A 19799-nucleotide genomic window follows, 5' to 3' on the forward strand; every position below is an offset into this window, starting at 1 on the left:
CACTATGAGCATCTTTGGAAAGAGCGTTTTCGGGAACAAAGCCACCGATTCCATCCCAGCGTCGTCCCTGGACGCCGCCACGGATGTGCCGGAACCTTCCGTCCGGAAATCGGATGACGAGTGGCGCCGGGAACTGACGCCGGAGGAATACCACGTACTGCGGCAAGCTGGTACCGAGCGTCCCTTCACCGGCGAGTATGTGGACACGCACACGGAGGGCGTTTACCAATGCCGCGCCTGCGGTTCGGAACTGTTCAGGAGCAACGAAAAGTTCGACTCCCACTGTGGCTGGCCGTCTTTTTGGGCGCCACTGGCGGACGGGACCGTGCGCTACATCCATGACCGCACCCTCGGCATGGAGCGGGTGGAGGTACGGTGCGCGAACTGTGACTCCCACCTGGGCCACGTATTCAAGGGTGAGGGCTACGGGACCCCCACAGACCAGCGCTACTGCATCAACTCGGTATCCCTGAAGCTGGTCCCCCGCGGTGCTGACGGGGACGTTTCCGCGGAATCCTGATCCCGCCAGCCGGGCCCTTGCCTATCTCTGGCGCCGCTGACAAGAACCTTGAGCATTCGAATCTCTTACGCTCAGGCATTATTTGAGTTAGGGACTCTGGTTGCTTGCTACGCTCGCCGTAGATGCCCAAGCAACGAGAAAGGCAGTCGCACATGACCGTCACCATGACCGGCGCCCCCATAACCATCACCGCCGAGGTTCCCGCCTGGCTCCGGCTCAAGTCTGCCGCGGAATCGCTGCAGGCGCTGCAGATCCAGGACGGTTCCGTGCCTGAGGCGGGCAACCACACTGCCGCTGCGCTCGAGGTCGCCGCCATCACCAAGGCCATTAGCGAACTGGCGCCGCTCTTCCCGCACGACGCCGCCTACCTTGACGCCGTCGTCGCCGACTTTGAGGCCTGGGCAAATGCCGGCTTCGGTGTGCCGGACTTCCTCGCCTCGCTGCTGGCCTTCCAGCCGCAGCTGCAGCGGCAGGACGGGCTGGCCCACGTTGTCATCTTCCCCATGTACACGCAGAACGGAAGCAGCAGCAGGCTGGTGGAAGCCGTCCTGGTCGAGGTCATCTGGCCGGACTTCGTGGCCGAACTGGAGGCCGGAGACTACTCCAACAAGCTCTTTGTCCCCATCCGGTTCCTGGACTTCACCCGCGGCTACAACACGAACTCGGCAGTGCTGTTCCCGGAGACCGTGGCTGTAAGGGAAACGCCCTCCTTTACCTGGGGAGCAATTTTCGCAGACCGCGAAGCTGCCCGGTTCCGCCGGGTCCTGCGGGCGGCCGCGGACATCACCTCGCTGGACCTTCCCGACGCCGCCGCGGAACTCCTGGCGGACCAGGAACTGGCCGAGGCCACATTTGTTATGTGGGACCTGATCCATGACCGGACGCACATGCGCGGGGACCTGCCCTTTGACCCGTTCATGATCAAGCAGCGGATGCCCTACTTCCTGTATTCACTGGAGGAACTCCGCTGCGACCTCACCGCCTTCCGGGAATCCGTCCGGATTGAAAAGGACGACGACGCCCGGCCGGAGGCCCGCCGGCACGCGAAACTGGTGCAGTACGCCATCATCTTCGACCGGATCTTCCGCTTTGCAATCACGGGCAACCGTGTTCGCAACTACGACGGCCTCGGCGGCCAACTGCTCTTCGCCTGGCTGCACCAGCACCACGTCCTGCACTGGACAGACACCCGTCTCCGCATCGACTGGGACCAGGTGGCGGACGCAGTCATCGCCCTCGGGTCCGCGATCGACGAACTTTACTGGCGCTCCATCGACCGGCCGAAGACAGCGCACTGGCTTGCCGCCTATGATCTGATTTCGGCCACGGTCACACCGAGTCCTGCCTCGGTCTGGGCCAAGGGCCCGGACGCCCTCCCCGTGTCCGGCCCGCCGCGCGGCCTGACGGACCAGGTGCTGGATGACGAATTCCCGCTGTCCATGTTCTACGAGGCTTTGGAGAAGAAAATGCGCCCGGTCATCGAATCCACCGCCGGCATTACCGGAACCTCCGCCGTATGAGCGGCAGCAACCCCCTGAACGTCCTGGTCACCGGCGGCAGCGGACCCTCCGGGGTCGCGGTGGCACGGGCCCTGCACGAGGCGGGGTTCCGAGTGTTCAGCGTGGGCTCGGACCGGGCACGGATCAATGCCGCAGCAAATAAAGCGGGCGACGGCGTCACACCCCTCGTGTGCGACCTTGCGGATTTGCCCGGCGTCCGCGCCCTGCGGGACACCCTGGCGTCCACCGCCGGACCAGTGGACGCAGTCATCCACCTCGTGGGCGGCTGGCGCGGTGCCAGCGGCATCGCGGACCAGAGCGACGCCGACTGGGACTTCCTCGAACGCGGCGCCGTCACCACGGTGCGGAACGTGTCCAGGGTCTTCTTTGACGACGTGGCTGCCTCCAGCGCTGGCAGGTTTGCCATCGTTTCCTCCACCACTGTGGAGACTCCGACGGCGGCCACGGCCAGTTATGTGGCGGCCAAGGCCGCAGCGGAAACCTGGACCATGGCGATGGCGGAAGGCCTGGCCCGCTCAGCTGCCAGCGAGGGCAGGGAACTGCGGGGCGCCGCCGTCGTACTGGTGGTCAAGGCGCTGGTGGATGCAGAACTGCGGCAGGCGCACCCGGAACGGACCTTCCCTGGCGCCACCGACGTCGAGGACCTGGCGGCGGCCGTCGTCGGCCTCTTCCGACGCCCCGCGGCCGAGCTGAATGGCCGGCGCCTGCGGCTGACGCCCGAATCCGGCTTCCTTGCCCCCACTGCCATGGGTTTGACCTCCCTAGACTGAGAACGTGAGCAAAGCAATGACAACCACGGCACACGCCGCCCCTCGCCCTGACAGCCTCACCACCCGGCTGCACGACTCGACCGTCCGCGGTTTCGCTTCGGACAACTACTCGGGCGTCCACCCGGAGGTCCTGGCCGCCCTCGCGGCAGCCAACGAAGGCCACCAGGTCTCCTATGGCGAGGACGACTACACAGCCCGCCTGCAGGAACTGCTGGAAGAGCACTTCGGCGCCGGCATCGAGTGCTTCCCGGTCTTCAACGGCACGGGCGCCAACGTCCTGTCCCTGCAATCGCTGCTCCCCCGCTGGGGCGCTGTGGTGTGCGCGTCGACGGCCCACATCAACATGGACGAAAACGGGGCCCCGGAGCGCATCGGCGGGATCAAGCTCCTGCACGTCCCCACCCCGGACGGCAAGCTGACCCCGGAGCTGATCGACCGCGAAGCCTGGGGCTTCGGCGATGAGCACCGCGCCCAGCCGCTGGCTGTCTCCATCACCCAGACCACCGAACTGGGCACGTGCTACACCCCGGACGAAGTCCGCGCCATCGCCGAGCACGCCCACTCCAAGGGCATGAAGCTCCACATGGACGGGGCGCGGCTGGCCAACGCGGCTGCCCACCTGGGCGTGCCGCTGCGGGCCTTCACGCGCGACGCCGGCGTGGACATCCTTTCCTTCGGCGGCACCAAAAACGGGCTGCTTTACGGTGAAGTGGTGGTGGCACTGAACCCTGATGCCGCCCAGGGCCTGGTGTTCCTGCGCAAGATGAACATGCAGCTCGCCTCAAAAATGCGCTTCCTCTCGGCCCAGTTCATTGCACTCCTCGAAGGCGATCTGTGGCTGCGTTCGGCGGCGCACGCCAACGCCATGGCCGCCCGCCTCCGGACTGCGGTGGAGACCATCGACGGCGTGGAGCCCACCCAGAAGACGGAATCCAACGGCGTGTTCGCCATCCTGCCGGCCGGCGTGGCAGACCGCTTGCGGGAGTCCTTCCGGTTTTATGACTGGGACGAAGCCGCCCGCGAGGTCCGCTGGATGTGCTCCTTTGACACCAGCGAAGAGGACATCGACGCTTTTGTGGCCGCGATCCGCCGGGAACTGGCGGCCCATAATGAAGGCAAGGCGGCCAGGTAGCGATGACTTGCCGACGGCGAGCCTGCACAGCCTGCCCGCTGCTGTTGCGTAATCTGCGAAGGTGAACGCACTCGCCCAGGTTCCCCCGGAATTTCTCCACGCCTTGGGAACACTCAGGAAGGCCCAATGCCGCAGTGAACTGCGCCTGGCGGAAATTCCGGCGCCCGCACGGCTGGCACCGTTCGCCGTGGCACTCGGAGCCGAGGTCATGGCGCCCGGTCCCGGCAGCGGCACCGCCCCCGTCCACGGCCCCGCAGCGATGGCACTGGCCGCCGCCTCCGGCACCGAAGAGGACGACGACACCGAGTTGGCCACTGGCCGCTTCATCCTGCTGCACGACCCCGAAGGCTCCGCGGTGTGGGACGGTGAGTTCCGCATTGTCACGTACATCCGGGCCCAGCTTGAGCCCGAGATGGGCAATGACGAGATGCTGGGCACCGTGGCCTGGACCTGGCTGGTTGAAGCCCTCGAGAACCATCAGGCCGCTTACCGGGCGGCCGGCGGGACTGCCACGCGCGTCCTGTCGGAGAGCTTTGGGACTCTTTCTGATCGGCCCGGGTCGATCGACATCGAGCTGCGCGCCTCGTGGACGCCGGCCTCATCGGACGTCACGGCCCACCTGGAGGCCTGGTCCGATATGGTGTGCACGTTCGCCGGCCTCCCCCCTCTGCCCGACGGCGTCTCCGCCCTTCCGCGCCGCCGCCGGAACTAGGACTGCACCATGTCGGTAAACTGAAGGCATCATGACCCCTCACATCCCGGATAACACCACGGCCGGCGCTCCGGCTGCTGAAACAACTTCCCACATCTCGGTGGAAGGATTCGACAGCCAGGTCCCCGTAATCATTGACCTCGATGCACCGCGCGACGGCGTGCCGCTGGTCATCGAAACGCAGGCCGGGCTGGAGCGGTGCGCGGCAGCCATCGCCGCCGGAACCGGACCGGCGGGGGTTGATGCCGAGCGTGCCTCAGGTTTCCGGTACGGCCAGCGTGCGTTCCTGGTCCAGATCCGCCGCGAAGGCTCCGGCACCTGGCTGATCGACCCTGAACCGTTCGATGACCTGGCCATCATCAACGATGCGCTCAAGGGTGTGGAGTGGATCCTGCATGCGGCCAGCCAGGACCTTCCGTGCCTGCTGGAGCTCGGGATGTGGCCGGACAGACTTTTCGACACGGAGCTTGCCGCACGCCTGGCCGGCTTGCCGCGCGTGGGCCTGGCCGCCGTCATCGAACAGCTGCTGGGCTTCGGCCTGGCCAAGGAACATTCGGCCGCCGACTGGTCCACCCGGCCGCTCCCTGAGCCGTGGCTGCGCTATGCAGCCCTGGACGTGGAAGTCCTCACCGAGCTGCGCGAAGAACTCATCGAACTGCTCCAGGCGGACGGCAAGCTGGAGTACGCGGAGCAGGAATTTGCCGCGATCCTTGCCGCTGGCGTTGCACCGCCAAGGGTGGATCCATGGCGCAAGACGTCCGGCCTGCACCAGATCCGTGACCGGCGCCAGCTGGCCGCGGTCCGGGAGATGTGGCTGGAGCGCGATTCGCTGGCGCAGAAGCGTGATGTTGCACCTGGCCGGCTGATTCCTGATTCCGCCCTGGTCTCGGCCGCCAAGGCCATGCCCTCCACCGTGCCCCAGCTCCTGGGCACCAAGGGTTTCCACGGCCGGGCGGCCCAGCGCGAGGCGCCCCGCTGGCTCCGCTGCATCGCGGCCGCAAGGGAGCTCGAAGAACTTCCGCCCCTGCACCTGCCCACCAACGCCCCTCCCCCGCCGCGGGTCTGGGCTGACCGCGACCCCGAGGCCGCCGAGCGTCTTTCCACGGCCCGGCCGCTTCTGCAGGAAAAGGCCGAAGAGCTGAACCTGCCGATGGAGAATCTGCTGACCCCGGACTACCTGCGGCGCGTGGCGTGGCGTCCGCCCGCTGAAATCAGCGAAGAGGCCGTGGCCACGGAACTGCGTGCCCTCGGCGCCCGGGAGTGGCAGATCGGCCTGGTGGCGCCCCTCATCACGCACGCGTTCCTCCATCCGCAGCCGCTCCCGCCCAAGGAAACCAAGGCTGCCGCGCCCACCGACTAACCCCCTCATCGGACCCTTGCACACTATGTTACTGACGAGTAACATAGTGTGCACTGCCGTCCGGACGAGTGCTGCCACTTTGCCCTCCGGCCGGCGCCAAACGTCTCGATGAGGAGTACACGTGAGCTACCACGGAAGCAGCGCAACACCGCGCACTGTCCGCGACGTCGTTTTTGTTGACGGCGTCCGCACACCCTTTGGCCGTGCCGGCGAGAAAGGCATCTACGCCGGAACCCGCGCCGATGACCTGATGGTGAAATGCATCCGCGAGCTGCTGCGCCGGAACCCCACCCTGCCGGCGGCCCGGATCGACGAAGTGGCGGTAGCCGCCACCACCCAGACCGGGGACCAGGGCCTCACCCTCGGTCGCACGGCAGCTCTCCTGGCCGGGCTCCCCCGCACCGTTCCCGGCTTTGCCATCGACCGGATGTGTGCCGGGGCCATGACTGCAGTTACCACCACGGCGAGCGGCATCGGCTTCGGTGCGTACGACGTCGTGATTGCCGGCGGCGTGGAGCACATGGGCAACCACCCGATGGGCTCCGGCGCCGATCCGAACCCGCGCTTTATGTCCGAGCGCCTGGTTGACCCGGCCGCCCTGAACATGGGCAACACGGCCGAAAACCTGCATGACCGCTTCCCCGCCATCACCAAGGAACGCACCGACGCCTACGCTGTTGCCTCCCAGGACAGGCTGGCGGCGGCCTATGCCCGCGGGCAGATCCAGCCTGACCTCGTCCCCGTGGCCACCCTGAAGCCGGGCCAGGGGTGGACGCTGAACAGCGTTGACGAACCGCCCCGCCCGGGCACCACGCTGGAGGATCTCGCCGCCCTGCGCACTCCCTTCCGCGCACACGGCCGCGTAACGGCGGGCAACGCCGCCGGCCTGAACGACGGCGCCACCGCCGCCGTCCTGGCATCCTCCGAGGCCGCCGCGGAGCTGGGCCTGCCCGTGAAGATGCGGCTGGTCAGCTACGCCTATGCGGGCGTCGAGCCCGAAGTCATGGGAATCGGCCCCGTTCCCGCCACCGAAAAAGCCCTGAAGAACGCCGGACTCACCATTGAGGACATCGGGCTTTTTGAAATCAACGAAGCCTTTGCGGTCCAGGTCCTGAGCTTCCTGGACCACTTTGGGATTTCCGACGACGATCCCCGGGTGAACCGCTACGGCGGCGCCATCGCCGTGGGCCACCCCCTCGCGTCCTCCGGCGTCCGGCTGATGAACCAGCTCGCGCGGCAGTTCGAGGAAGACCCGTCCGTCCGGTACGGCATCACCACCATGTGCATCGGCCTGGGCATGGGGGCCACCGTCATCTGGGAAAACCCGCGTCACTCGAAATACACAGGGTACAGCGCCGCCGCTGACGACGCCCACGAAGCAATCACCGCAGCAACCACCGAAGGAGCCGCCGCATGAGCGCCGCAGATTTCACCAAGCTCGCCGAACTCTTTCCCGACGAAACTGTGACGCACTCCTACGTCCAGGACATTGAGCTGCCCGCCGCTCCCGGACAGCCCAGCCCCGGGGTCTTTGCGCTGATCACGCTGGACAACGGCCTGGACCACTCCAAGCCCACCACACTCGGGCCCAACACCCTGGTTGAGCTGGGCACGGTCCTGGAGGGGCTGAAGGAGCGCGCCGCCCGCGGCGAGATCGCCGGCGTCGGTGTGACCGGCAAGCCATACTTCCTCGTGGCCGGCGCGGACCTGTCCGCGGTCAAGTCGCTGGAGAAACGCGAACACGGCCTGTGGATGGCCCAGCTCGGCCACGACGTTTACGCAACCCTGGCCAACCTCGGCGTCCCCAGTTTCGCCTTCATCAACGGCGTTGCCCTGGGGGGCGGCCTGGAGATCGCCCTGCAGTCCACCTACCGCACCGTATCCACCGGAGCCGGCGCGCTGGCGCTGCCTGAAGCCTTCCTCGGCCTGGTCCCGGGCTGGGGCGGCGTCTACATCCTGCCCCGTCTGATCGGTCCGGAGCACGCGGTCAAGGTCATGATCGAGAACCCGCTCAGCAACAACCGCACCCTTACCGGGACGCAAGCCTTCGACCTTGGCATCGCCGATGCGTTGTTCGAGCCGGCCGACTTCCTGGAGCAGTCCCTCCTCTGGGCGGCAAAAGTCATCACCGGCGAGGTCGCCCCCCAGCGGGCCAACGCCGTGGACCCCTCCGACCCCGCCGTTGCCGCCCGCTGGTCAGAAGCCGTCAAAGCAGGACGTGCGGTGGTGGAGGCCAAGACGTCCAACGCGTCGCCGGCGCCAGCCAAGGTGCTGGACGTCCTCGACGCAAACCGCACCATGAGCCCGGCTGATTCCGCCGCGCTCGAGTGCGAGACCCTGGCCGGGCTGATGCAGAGCGATGAATTCCGGTCCACGGTCTACGCCTTCCTGGAGCTGGTCCAGAAACGCTCCAAGCGGCCGGCCGGCGCGCCCGACCGGAAGCTCGCCCGTCCGGTCACCAAAGTAGGCGTGGTGGGGGCGGGGCTGATGGCAAGCCAGCTCGCCCTGCTGTTCGCCCGCCAGCTCAAGGTCCCCGTAGTCATGACGGACATCGACCAGGCCCGCGTGGACAAGGGCGTGGGCTACGTCCATGCCGAGGTGGACAAACTCCTGGGCAAGAAGCGGATCAGCCCGGATGCAGCCAACCGCACCAAGGCCCTGGTCACCGGCTCGGTCTCCAAGGAAGCCTTCGCGGACGCCGACTTCGTCATTGAGGCCGTCTTCGAAGAATTGAACGTCAAGAAGCAGGTCTTCGCCGAGGTGGAAGCCATCGTCTCACCGGACTGCATCCTCGCCACCAACACATCCTCGCTGTCCGTCACGGCCATGGCCGAGGACCTTCAGCACCCGGAACGGCTGGTGGGCTTCCACTTCTTCAACCCGGTGGCGGTGATGCCACTGCTCGAAATCGTGCGTGCGCCCAAGACTGAGGATGCCGTGCTGGCCACGGCGTTTGAGCTGGCCAAGGGCCTGAAGAAGACGGCCGTCCTGGTCAAGGATGCGCCCGCGTTTGTGGTCAACAGGATCCTGCTGCGGCTCATGGGCGAAGTGACGGCAGCGTTTGACGAAGGCACTCCCGCCGACATTGCCGATAACGCACTGCGCCCCATGGGCCTGCCGATGACTCCGTTCACTCTCGGCGCCATGGTGGGCCTCCCGGTGGCGCAGCATGTCCAGGAGTCGCTGCATGCGGCCTTCGGTGACCGTTTCGCCGTGTCCGCCAACCTGCGGAAGCTGATCGACAACGGGGTGAAGTCGCTCTGGGCTCCCGCGGCTGGCGGCAGCCAGGAGATCCCCGCGTCAACGCTCGCATTGATGTCCTTCGGCACGTCCCCTTCCACCGGCGACGACGTGCTGCACCGCGTGCAGGATGCCCTGGCCGAGGAAATCGGCCTGATGCTGGATGAGGGCGTGGTGGCCGGCCCCGAGGACATCGACCTGTGCATGATCCTCGGAGCGGGCTGGCCCATGTTCCTGGGTGGCATCACGCCGTACCTGGACCGGGTTGGCGCCTCGGACCGGGTGAACGGCAAGCGGTTCCACGCTCCGGGCCTCGCGTCCGGCACCGCCCCATCAGCTGCCCCTATCCACGCCTAACGCCGTCGCCTGCCGAGTTTTTGGTCAGATAACAGCGCCTTAATGCCGGCGGCCTGAAAGCCGCGTCATCTGACCAAAAACTCTATGGTGAGGGTACTGACTGCTCAAACCCCTTGCAGGCGGCCGGCATCCAAGCGCACTATCCTATGCGCGGTGGACCGGGCGTAGTCCAGGTCGTGGGTGACCAGCACGACGGCGGCGCCCTCCGCTGCAGCGTGCCGCACCGCGGTGTCCAGCCTGGCCAGGCCATGGCGGTCGAGGGCTACCGTCGGCTCGTCCAGGGCCATAACGCTCGGCTGCCTGGCCAGGACCGTGGCCAGTGCCAGGAGCCGCTGCAGGGAGGCCGGCAATTCAGCGGGGTGCTTCCCTGCTGCTTCCGCGAGACCTACGGCGCTCAAAGCACGCCGAACCGAGGCTGCGGCCGCCGGTCCGCCCGCCAGCCCAAACCCGACTTCCCGTTCCGCTGTCCGCTCGAACAACTGGTCACGCGGGTCCTGGAAGAGAAGGCTGACGTCCGCGGCCACCGTGCCCGGGAGCAGTCCGGCAATGTCCTGCCCGTTGATCCGGACGCTGCCAGCCAGCGGCCGGAGCAGGCCGTTCAGGTGCCGCAGGAGTGTGGTTTTACCCGCTCCGTTGGGCCCAATGACGGCAACGATCTCACCAGGATGAACTGACAGGCAGACGCCGTCCAGGACGGCCGGCCTCACCGCACCTGTGGAGACCCGGCGGAACCGGCGCCGGGCACGTGGCCTGTCATAGGCGAAGCTGACATCGCGGAGCTCCAGCGCGGGAACCCCCGCCGGCCCGGACCCGGCGTCAGCGGGATGGGCCCGGGCCGGCCGTTGCGGCGGCGAGTGGTCCCCTTTGGTTCCGGTCCCGATGACGCCGGCGGCAGCGAGTTCCGGGGAAGTGGCCAGCTGCGCCGGGGTTCCCTCAACAACAGGCGCGCCGTCGTTCAGCAGGATCCAGCGGTCAGCCCCGGACAGCAGTGCGTCCACCGCCTGGCTCAAAACCACAACGGCGGTGCCACCAGCCACGAGGCTCCGCACCAGGGCCGTCAGGGCCGCTGCGCCGTCGGTGTCCAGGGAGGCGAACGGTTCGTCGAGAACCAGCACGGCAGGTCCGGTGATGATGGCACAGCCGATGGCCAGGCGGCGGAGCTCGCCCCCTGAGATCCTGGCTGGATCACGGTCCAGGAGACTGTCCAGCCCGGTGAGTGACGCCACGCGCCGGACTGCCTCGTGCATTTCCGGCCGGCCCGCACCCCGGTTTTCGAGTCCAAAAGCCAGCTCCTCGGCCACGGTTGCGCGGACGGTAGACAACGCCGCTGCGGCGTCCTGCGGGACAAAGCCCACTTGGCGGCACCACGCGGCCGGGTCGATCTGCGGGTCCTCAGACGTTCCCCGGAATTCCAGCCGTTCGCCGGCCAAGTCCAGAAATCCCTCGAGGGACCCGCCGCTGCCGGGGCGCAGCCAGCCAGCCAGAAGCCGTCCCAAGGTTGATTTGCCGCTGCCCGAGCCACCCAGGACTGCTGTCAGGGTTCCGGGTGCCAGGGAGAGGTTGATGCCGCCAAGCGCAGGGGCTGCATCACCGGGGTACGTGAAGTGTCCTATGCGGGCGGCGAGCGCCGGAGTCAACGTGCCGCGCATTGCTACGCGCCCGCCGTCGGGAAACCCAGCCTGGCGGCGACTGCCGCAACGGCGGCCAGCAACAGCACAATCCGCACGCCACGCTGGGCTGGCGGATCCGGAACCTCGCGGTAGCTGGTGCGGGGGCCACGGTTGCTGAACCCGCGGGCCTCCAGCGCCTGGGCGCGTGTTCCGGCCTCCTCCACCAGGGACAGCACCAGTGGGACGGCCTGAAGGCGGAAGGCGATCACCCGGTGGGCCCAGCCCCGGCGGATCAGCAGGCCGCGGGATTCCTGCGCCCGGCGGATCCGCTGCACCCGTGCGCCGATGGCGGGCAACAGGGTGAGGGTCGAGGCGAGGACGTAGGCGAACCGCCCCTTCACTCCCCGCGACGACAAAACTGCCACCAGGTCCGGCACGCTGACAGTGAACGAGAACAGCAGCAGGGCAAGCACGGCGGCGGATAGCTGTGCCGCACGTTCTGCGGCGAACTGCAGCCCTTCGGAGGTCACCCGCGCCGGTCCCCACTCGGCCAGGACGGTGCTTCCCTCAGGAAAGAACAGGCCATGCAGCACCAGCAGGGACAGTGCCAATGGAACCAGGACGGCGGCAGCCGCCGGTAACATCCGGTTGGCCTTTCCTGCCACAAACGACAGCCCAACGGCAGCGGCACCAACGGCGACGGACAGCGGCCAGCTGGCGGCCGCCGTCGTGATCACCGCGGTGCTGCCGGCAGCTGCCAGCGACGTCAGGGGGTGGAGGCGCATCGGGGGCGGGTCAGGAGTCCTGGCCGGTGGCCTTGCCCGACTGCACGTCTGGCGCCGGACGGTCGTCCCGGCCGGCCAGCACGCGGTGCCGCCGGACGAACGGGAACTGCAGCCTGGTGCGGCGCGGCAGCGCATAAACCAGCAGGGCTACGAGGGTGAAGACAATGGCTTTGTCCATCGGGTCCGAGATCAGGGCCTGCTTGGTGATGGCGGCCAGCAGGCTGTCCCCCATGGAGCGGAAGGCACTGACGATGGCACCGGTGGCCAGGCCGGACGTGCCGCCGAAGACGAAGGCCGCCACGGGAGCGGAGACCACACCGCCGATGATGCCGGTCAGGAAACCAGCCACGGGTACCAGGTAGAAGCGACGGAAGAGCCCGTAGCGCGCGGCGAGGCCGGCCAGGCAGCCGATCAGGGCCGCGCCGGCGGCAAACGGCAGGACGGTGGGGTTGAAGAAGGACCAGACGATGCTGCTGAGGGCGCCTGTGGCCGCCCCGGCAGCCGGACCGGCCAGGACAGCGATCAGCACGGTGCCGATGGCGTCGAGGTAGAAGGGCACCAGGGTACTGCCCACAAACTGGCCCAGGACGATGTTCAGCACCAGGGCAACGGGAATCAGCACCAGCGTGGAAACGGGCAAAGTGGGGAGCACGGCCACGATCAGCAGGACAGCGCCCACCAGGAAACCGGAGAGGGCGATCAAAGCCGCGGCGCTGCCCGGCCCGCCGGTGATGTCAGCAGGCTGGTTGAGGACCAGGTAGATGTAGGTCCCCGCGATGGCCAGGGCTCCGAAAATTTCCAGCAGGCGGCGGTTCCGGGCGTTGGCCGGCGTTTGCGGCGGCAGCGTGAGGGAGGGCGATGACATGGCGTTCCTTTGGGGGATGCAGGCTCTGCCGCCCGGAGGGCCCGGGCGGGGCGGAACGCCGCCTATGTCACCTCGGCGGCAGCCGGGGGCGTCTGCGCCGGCCCGGTCCGCGGACCAGTCTACCGGGAAGCCGCCGCGGATCGGATGGAGAGTAGACTCCCTCAGACCTGCCGCCGCACACTCTTGACAGTCCGAAAGGCCGAACCATGCCCCACTACGATCTCGCCATCATCGGTTCCGGATCGGGAAACTCGCTGATCACCCCCTTTTGGGACGGAAAGCGGGTGGCCCTCATCGACGGCGGCGTCTTCGGCGGCACGTGCGTGAACGTCGGATGCATCCCCACAAAAATGTTCGCCTACCCGGCGGGCTTGGCCGCAGTCCCCGCCGAAGCGTCGCGCCTCGGCGTGGAACTGACCCTCGACAACGTGCGCTGGAACGCCATCCGCGACCGGATCTTCGGCCGTATCGATGCCATCTCCGAAGACGGCCGGCGCTACCGGGCCGAGGAGTTGGACAACGTGGACCTCTACCAGGAATTTGTCCGCTTCACGGGGCCCCGGACGATGACAACGGAATCCGGAACCGAGATCACCGCCGACCAGGTGGTGGTGGCCGCCGGATCCCGTGCGGTTTTACCGGACGTCCCCGGCATGGATCTCCCCCAGGTGCACACCTCGGACACTGTGATGCGCATCGACGGCCCGCCCAGGCAGGTTGTGGTGGTTGGTGGCGGCTACATCGCCGCGGAGTTCGCCGCAATCTTCCACGGCTTCGGGTGCGAAGTGGTCCAGGTCAACCGTTCCGAACGCCTCCTCCGCGGCAATGACGAGGAAATTTCGCGGCACTTCGCCGGGGCAGCCGCCCGCCGCTGGAAGCTCGAGCTCGGCTTCACGCTGCAGGCTGTGGAGGACATCGGGGACGGCCGGGTTACCGCAGTGTTCGACGGCGGCGACGGCAAGCAGTTGCGCCTTGAGACGGACATCGTGCTGATGGCCACCGGACGCGTGCCCAACACGGACCGGCTCGATGTCGCCGCGGCAGGCTTCGACCTGACGGCTGACAAGACCTTATCCGTGGACGCGCAGCTGCGGATTCTTTCAAACGGTGAACCGCTGGAAGGCGTTTATGCCCTGGGCGACATCGCCAACCGCTATCAGCTCAAACACGTCGCCAACCGGGAGGCGCGGGTGGTTGCGCACAACCTCGAACACCGGGACCGACTCCGGAGCATCGACTACACGGGCGTTCCGTTTGCGGTGTTCAGCAATCCGCAGGTGGCCGCCGTGGGCCTGACCGAGGAGGAGGCCCGGCAGGAGGCCGCCGACGCCACGGACATCGTCGTGGCTGTCCAGGAGTACGGCAGCACGGCCTATGGCTGGGCGATGGAGGACTCCGAGGGAATCGTGAAACTGATCGCGGAAAAATCCAGCGGCCGGCTGCTGGGGGCCCACATCCTCGGCCACGAGGCGTCAATCCTCATCCAGCCCCTGGTCCAGGCGATCGCGCTGTCCACGCCTGTGGCCACGCTCGCGCGGGGACCGTATTGGATTCACCCGGCCCTGACCGAGGTGGTGGAAAACGCCCTGCTTGCCCTGGACGTGGACTTACCCGAAAACGCGCCGCTGTAGCGGCCCGCTGGGAAGTCGATGAGTCAGCGCAGCCGCACCGCCAGGCCGCCGATGGCCCGGATCAATTCCCGAAACGCCTGCTCAGGGTTGTTGTCCGAGACGATCCGGGCATTGGGCGAGTGACTCCACAGGTTCCGGTAGTCGGCCACGGTGGTCCCCATCAGCAGTGCCGATTCAACCTCGACATCCACGGTGGCCAGACGGGTTGCGTAGTCGAGGGTCCCTGCCGCCACACCGGCGGCGAAGTAGTCATGGACATGCGCCAGGTAGCCCTGGCCGTATAACCGGTGAAACTCGAAGTAGAAGCGCAGGGCATCGGACAGGTGCCGCACCAGCGGACTGTCCGCGGTGCTCCTGAGCCCTTCCGGCTGCTTCGGCAGGACCAGCTCCCGCTCAGAGCAGCCGGCCGCCTCTGCGAGCCTTAGTACATGCTCGGGCCGCAGCTCGATCCGCTCCGTGGTGTCCAGTGAACAAACGATGGGCAGCCGGTCCACCGGCAGGCCGCGGTAGGCCGCATACACTTCCTTGGCTGCCTGCGGATCAACGTGCGTATTCCATTCGGCGGTGGGAGTGGTGTTCCCCTGGTGGTAGAAGCTGCCACCCATGATCACCACCTTGCCCAGCAGTTCGGGCAGCCGCGGTTCACGCCGGATGGCCAGTGCGAAGTTCGTCAGCGGCGCGGTTATCAGGGCAGTCAGCTCCCCCGGCCGGGCCCGGGCTGCCTCCACCCACAGGTCGGCGGCGTGCCGCGGCGAGACCATCCCGGACGGCGACGGCAGGACGGCGTGGCCAATGCCCTGGGGTCCGTGGGTTTCCGGCGTGGTCACCAGCGGGATGGCGAGCGGAGCTTCCGCACCGACGGCGACCTCCACCCCTGTGCGGCCGCACAGTTCCAGCATGGCAAGGGTGTTACGCGCCACCTGGTGTGCGTCCACGTTCCCCGGCGACGCCGTGACGGCCACGAATTCCACGTCGGGCAGCGAGGCCAGGTAGGCCAGCGCCAGGGCGTCGTCGATCCCGGTGTCAACGTCAAGCAGGAGCTTGGTCATCGGCGGTGTCCTTAAAAGAGCGCGACTTTGGGGACCTTGGGGAAGATCCCGTCGAGTTCGTCCAGCTCGGCCGCGGACGGCACCCAGGCGACGGCTTCGGCATTCTGGCGGATCTGTTCGGGCCGCGTGGCCCCGGCGATCACGCTGCTGACGGCAGGCTGGGCCGCGAGCCAGGAGAAGGCCACCTGGATCTCGGACAGCTGGCGTTCGGCGGCGAACGCGCTGAAACGCTGGAGCTGGTCCCAGTCGGCGTCGTGCACCATGTGGGTCCGGGTGTGGCTGAGCCGGGAGCCTTCGGGGGCCGTGTCCGGCGCGTACTTGCCGGTGAGGAGCCCGTTGGCCAGCGGGAAATATGGCAGGACGCCCAGGCCGTAGGCTTCCGCGGCCGGGGTGACCTCCAGTTCGGCCCGCCGGTCCAGGAGGTTGTAGTGGTTCTGGGTGGAGATGAAACGTGTGCCGCCAGCGGCGCGGGCCACAAACTCGGCTTCGGCAATCTGCCAGCCGGCGCGGTTTGAGTGTCCGATGTAGCGGACCTTGCCGCTGGTGACGAGGTTATCGAGGGCGGAGAGGGTTTCCTCGATGGGAGTCAGCGGGTCCGGAGTGTGGAACTGGTACAGGTCAATCCAGTCCGTGCCGAGCCGCCGCAGGGAGGCCTCCGCGGCGCGGACGATGTAGCGGCGGGAGCCCCTGGCATCAAAGTCGGGCCCGTTGGTGCCGCGCATGTTCATCCCGAACTTCGTGGCCACCACGGCGTCGTCGCGCCGGCCGGCCAGGGCCTTGCCCAGCATCGTTTCGCTGAGGCCGGGCTCCCGTCCGTAGCTGTCCGCGACGTCGAAGAGTGTCACGCCGGCGTCGAGGGCGGCATGGACGACGGCGTCCGTTCCCTCCTGTGACTCGGTCACCGTTTTGGCGCGGCCCAGGTTGTTGCAGCCGAGCCCCACCACGGAGACGGTCAGCCCGGACTTTCCCAGGCGGCGGTATTCAGTCACAGGGTTCCCCTAAACGCTGAAGCTGTTGGCGGGTTTCGCGGAGTGCTTGAGCTTGAAGTTGTCCGGATCGTTGAAGGGTGCGGCGCCGATGCTGAGCTTGGTGAAGTCCAGGTCCTCGCCGCGGCTGCAGATCTTGATGGCACTGACCGCTTTGTTGACCTCGGGGCAGAGGCAGAAGATATTCAGCTTGTAGTCGCTGTACTCGGTGCGTTCGACGGTACCCAGTCCACGCCAGGCCAGGTGGCTGATGAGAGCGTCCTTGGCCTTTTCCTCGAGGTAGCGGTCCCGGTCGGTGCCATCTTTGGTCTTGAGGGCAAACTGGGCCACTACCCAGAACTGCTCCTCCTCGGGGATTTCGGCGTAGCCGTCCTCTGCACACTGCACGGCGAAGGCGTCCATGAGCCCCTCCACGGCTGCGGCGTCGGGAACATCGGTTTCTTCGGTTTTGCTCTGGTGGCCCACCACGCCGAAGTTCATCACAAACTGGCTGTAGTCCTCGTCGAACCAGCCCTCGCGGAAATGCAAAACTCCCTCGTCGTCCCGTTTGTATACCCTGATAATTCCGCTCATGACCGTCCCTTCGTGAACCATTCGACGTCTGTGCCGTCGAACGGTGCGTGCTGTGCCTTGACGGCCTGATAAAGCTCATCCGCGGCGGCCTGGATGTCATCCACCAGCCGGTCCGGGTAGTTCATGGCGATCCTGTGCTCCGCGAACTCGTCCTGGTCGTCGATGAACACGCCGCGTTCAGCCATGCGGATGACGTCCAGGTCCATGTCGATCACATGGAACTCGGTGACCGCGGGCCGGATGTCCGTCCACTCGTGGCCGACCGCGAGGTCAACGTACACCCGCACGCCGCTGGGATGGGCGGAGTCATAGAAAGTGGCAACCCAGTCGCCTGAGCGCGGCACCAGCAGCACGGCGTCGGACGCCGTGTAGAACGCCGCGCCGGGCCGTGAGCAGAATTCATTGGTCCCCTGAAAAATCCACCAGCCGTGCCGGTCTTCACCGATGTAGCGCCCCGGGACCACCCAATGGGCTTTTCCGTTCCATTTCCGGTTCCGGGCCACCACCAGCTGGCCGGGCTGCAGTCCCGCGGGAACGCGGGTGGTGCTGGTGTGCCGGACTGGACCTGTCTCTCCGACGGCGCCCGGAAACTTCAGTGCGTCTTCTTCCCTCACAGAATCGGAAGGCTGCCGGTGGTGGGGTGCTCCTGGCCTGGCAGGGGGCGCGCAAACGGGACCTTGGTCCCCAAAACCTGGGCGACGACGTCGTGGGTGATCTGCTGTGCTGTCAGGCCCACACGTTCCATGACCTGGCTCCGGGTGCCGTGGTCCAGGAACTCTGCTGGAAGCCCCACTTCGTTCAGGGCGGTATCCACGCCGGCTGCACGCATCTCCTGCCGGATGCGTGATCCGACGCCGCCGGCCCTGACGCCGTCCTCGATGCAGATGACCAGCCGGTGGTGGGAGGCCATCGCGATGATGGAGCGGCGCACGGGCAGAACCCAGCGCGGATCAACCACAGTGGTGCTGATGCCCTGGGCACCGAGCCGGTTGGAGACATCCAGGGCCAGTTCAGACATTGCTCCGACGCTGACGATCAGGACATCGTTTTCGGTGGAGCCTGCGGGTCTCCTGGCCAGCACGTCCACGCCGTCACTGAGCCGTTCGATGGCCTCCACTTCGGCGCCCACAGTGCCCTTGGAGAAACGCACTACGGTGGGGGCGTCGCCGATGGCCACGGCCTCGCGGAGCTCTTCGCGCAGCCTGGATGCGTCGCGGGGGGCGGCGAGGTGCAGGCCCGGCACAATCTGGACCATGGCCATGTCCCACATGCCGTGGTGGCTGGCTCCGTCCGGCCCGGTGACGCCGGCACGGTCCAGGACGATGGTCACGCCGGCCTTATGCAGGGCCACGTCCATGAGGAGCTGGTCGAAGGCACGGTTGAGGAAAGTGGCATACACGGCCACCACAGGGTGGAGGCCGCCGAAGGCCATGCCGGCGGCGGAGGTCAGCGCGTGCTGCTCGGCAATGCCGACGTCGATCACGCGGTCCGGGTGCTTGGCGGCGAACTTGTGCAGCCCCACGGGGATCAGCATGGCCCCCGTGATGCCCACGATGTCGGCGCGTTCATCGGAGATGGCCGCGATCTCGTCGGCGAACACGGAAGTCCAGGACTGGGCACCGGAGGCTCCGGTGGGCTCACCGGTTTCGGGGTCGATAATGCCCACAGCGTGGAACTGGTCGGCTTCATGCGCCCGTGCCGGAGCATAGCCGTGGCCCTTTTCGGTCATGGCGTGGACAATGACCGGTCCGGCGTAGTTCCGGGCCGTGGACAGGGCATGCTCCATGGCCTGGAGGTTGTGGCCGTCCACCGGGCCGATGTACTTCATGCCGAGGTCCTCGAACATCCCCTGCGGAGCCCACCAGTCCTTGATGCCCTTTTTTATGGCGTGCAGGCTCTTGTAGGTGAACTGGCCCACCGGGCCGCCGTTCTGGAGTTTCCTCTTCCACCAGTCCAGCGTGCCCTCATAGGCCGGGGCGGCGCGGAAGGAGTCGATGGTGGGGCGGAGCGAAGCCAGGTAGTCCGCGAAGCCGCCTACCGTGGGCGCGTACGAGCGGCCGTTGTCGTTGACGACGATCACCACGCGGCGTCGTTTGTCCGCCGCAATGTTGTTGATGGCTTCCCAGGCCATGCCGCCGGTGAGGGCGCCATCACCAACGACGGCGACGACGTAGCGGTCGCCCTCTCCGGTGAGCTGCCGGGCGCGGGAAATTCCGTCCGCCCAGGACAGGGAAGATGACGCGTGCGAGCTTTCCACGATGTCATGGTCCGACTCGGCGCGGGACGGGTAGCCGGACATTCCGCCCTGCTGCCGCAGGGTGCTGAAATCCTGCCGGCCGGTCAAAAGCTTGTGCACATAGGACTGGTGTCCCGTGTCGAACACGATGCTGTCCCGCGGCGAATCGAAGATGCGGTGCACTGCCAGCGTGAGTTCCACAACGCCGAGGTTGGGGCCAAGGTGTCCACCCGTCTGGGAGACATTCGTGATGAGGAAACTCCTGACCTCATCAGCCAGTTCTTCGAGCTGCCCCTGGGACAGCCCGTTCAGGTCCTGCGGATTCCGGATGGTGTCCAAGATTCCCAATGACCCCTCCTTCGGGTGGTAGACGTGCCTATTAACTCTAACGCCTCGGTTGAAATGCAAAGCCGAAGCCCCGGCTGGTCGGTGACCGGCCGGGGCTTCGGGAGG

17 protein-coding genes are annotated in these 19799 nt (G+C 67.0%); 9 read left to right on the plus strand and 8 right to left on the minus strand.

The genetic code is table 11. From position 1 onward, the window contains the following. Positions 1–4 precede the first annotated feature (4 nt). The 8 genes from msrB to J2808_RS19190 all read left to right on the plus strand — a co-directional run bounded on the left by msrB (position 5) and on the right by J2808_RS19190 (position 9611). Entirely contained in the window at positions 5–520 is a 516-nt protein-coding gene (gene msrB / locus J2808_RS19155) for a peptide-methionine (R)-S-oxide reductase MsrB (RefSeq protein WP_309819821.1), read from the plus strand. A gap of 152 nt (positions 521–672) precedes the next feature. Beyond that, on the plus strand, positions 673–2040 hold the full coding sequence (locus J2808_RS19160; protein ID WP_309819824.1) for a DUF6421 family protein: 1368 nt from the start codon (positions 673–675) through the stop codon (positions 2038–2040). Beyond that, the gene (locus J2808_RS19165) at positions 2037–2810 is read left to right on the plus strand and encodes an SDR family oxidoreductase (RefSeq protein ID WP_309819826.1); all 774 of its coding nucleotides are present in this window, start codon (positions 2037–2039) and stop codon (positions 2808–2810) included. The genes J2808_RS19160 and J2808_RS19165 overlap by 4 nt, the downstream gene beginning before the upstream one ends. 16 nt (positions 2811–2826) lie before the next feature. Next, a complete protein-coding gene (locus tag J2808_RS19170; RefSeq protein WP_309820106.1) occupies positions 2827–3942 on the plus strand; it encodes a threonine aldolase family protein in 1116 nt (371 codons plus the stop codon). Positions 3943–4003: 61 nt separating this feature from the next. Further along, on the plus strand, positions 4004–4654 hold the full coding sequence (locus tag J2808_RS19175) for a DUF3000 domain-containing protein (protein ID WP_309819828.1): 651 nt from the start codon (positions 4004–4006) through the stop codon (positions 4652–4654). Between the two features lie 31 nt (positions 4655–4685). Beyond that, positions 4686–6014: an HRDC domain-containing protein gene (locus tag J2808_RS19180; RefSeq protein WP_309819830.1), complete on the plus strand. Its 1329-nt coding sequence runs from the start codon at positions 4686–4688 to the stop codon at positions 6012–6014. A gap of 121 nt (positions 6015–6135) precedes the next feature. After that, positions 6136–7431 carry a thiolase family protein gene (locus tag J2808_RS19185; protein WP_309819832.1) on the plus strand — a complete coding sequence of 432 codons (1296 nt, stop codon included), beginning with the start codon at positions 6136–6138 and terminating at the stop codon, positions 7429–7431. Continuing rightward, a complete protein-coding gene (locus tag J2808_RS19190) occupies positions 7428–9611 on the plus strand; it encodes a 3-hydroxyacyl-CoA dehydrogenase NAD-binding domain-containing protein (protein WP_309819834.1) in 2184 nt (727 codons plus the stop codon). The genes J2808_RS19185 and J2808_RS19190 overlap by 4 nt, the downstream gene beginning before the upstream one ends. Before the next feature lie 104 nt (positions 9612–9715). Here J2808_RS19190 and J2808_RS19195 read toward each other — a convergent pair whose 3' ends face one another. The 3 genes from J2808_RS19195 to J2808_RS19205 are packed head-to-tail and all read right to left on the minus strand — an operon-like array spanning position 9716 to position 12871. Further along, on the minus strand, positions 9716–11260 hold the full coding sequence (locus J2808_RS19195; protein WP_309819836.1) for an ABC transporter ATP-binding protein: 1545 nt from the start codon (positions 11258–11260) through the stop codon (positions 9716–9718). 2 nt (positions 11261–11262) lie between these two features. Continuing rightward, positions 11263–12006 (minus strand): energy-coupling factor transporter transmembrane component T, encoded by a 744-nt coding sequence (locus tag J2808_RS19200; RefSeq protein WP_309819838.1) that lies wholly within the window; start codon positions 12004–12006, stop codon positions 11263–11265. A 10-nt stretch (positions 12007–12016) separates the two neighbouring features. Continuing rightward, the gene (locus tag J2808_RS19205) at positions 12017–12871 is read right to left on the minus strand and encodes an ECF transporter S component (RefSeq protein ID WP_309819840.1); all 855 of its coding nucleotides are present in this window, start codon (positions 12869–12871) and stop codon (positions 12017–12019) included. Between the two features lie 206 nt (positions 12872–13077). Between J2808_RS19205 and J2808_RS19210 the strand changes: the two genes are divergently transcribed. Next, a complete protein-coding gene (locus tag J2808_RS19210) occupies positions 13078–14502 on the plus strand; it encodes a mycothione reductase (RefSeq protein ID WP_309819842.1) in 1425 nt (474 codons plus the stop codon). 23 nt (positions 14503–14525) lie between these two features. Here the strand turns inward: J2808_RS19210 and J2808_RS19215 are convergent, their stop codons facing one another. From J2808_RS19215 to dxs, 5 genes are read right to left on the minus strand one after another with little or no spacing between them, the layout of a single operon-like run. Next, complete coding sequence (locus J2808_RS19215; protein ID WP_309819844.1) at positions 14526–15551, minus strand: nucleoside hydrolase; 1026 nt, start codon at positions 15549–15551, stop codon at positions 14526–14528. Positions 15552–15562: 11 nt separating this feature from the next. Then, a complete protein-coding gene (locus J2808_RS19220; protein ID WP_309819846.1) occupies positions 15563–16540 on the minus strand; it encodes an aldo/keto reductase in 978 nt (325 codons plus the stop codon). 9 nt (positions 16541–16549) lie between these two features. After that, positions 16550–17110, minus strand: a complete 561-nt coding sequence (locus J2808_RS19225) for a hypothetical protein (protein ID WP_309819847.1) — start codon at positions 17108–17110, stop codon at positions 16550–16552. Next, positions 17107–17724 carry a DUF402 domain-containing protein gene (locus J2808_RS19230; RefSeq protein ID WP_309819850.1) on the minus strand — a complete coding sequence of 206 codons (618 nt, stop codon included), beginning with the start codon at positions 17722–17724 and terminating at the stop codon, positions 17107–17109. Before J2808_RS19230 ends, J2808_RS19225 begins: the two co-directional genes overlap by 4 nt. Next, positions 17721–19694: a 1-deoxy-D-xylulose-5-phosphate synthase gene (dxs, locus tag J2808_RS19235; RefSeq protein WP_309819852.1), complete on the minus strand. Its 1974-nt coding sequence runs from the start codon at positions 19692–19694 to the stop codon at positions 17721–17723. The genes J2808_RS19230 and dxs overlap by 4 nt, the downstream gene beginning before the upstream one ends. Positions 19695–19799 lie beyond the last annotated feature (105 nt).

Source organism: Pseudarthrobacter sulfonivorans (assembly GCF_031454915.1).
Classification (GTDB): Bacteria; Actinomycetota; Actinomycetes; order Actinomycetales; family Micrococcaceae; genus Arthrobacter; species Arthrobacter sulfonivorans_C.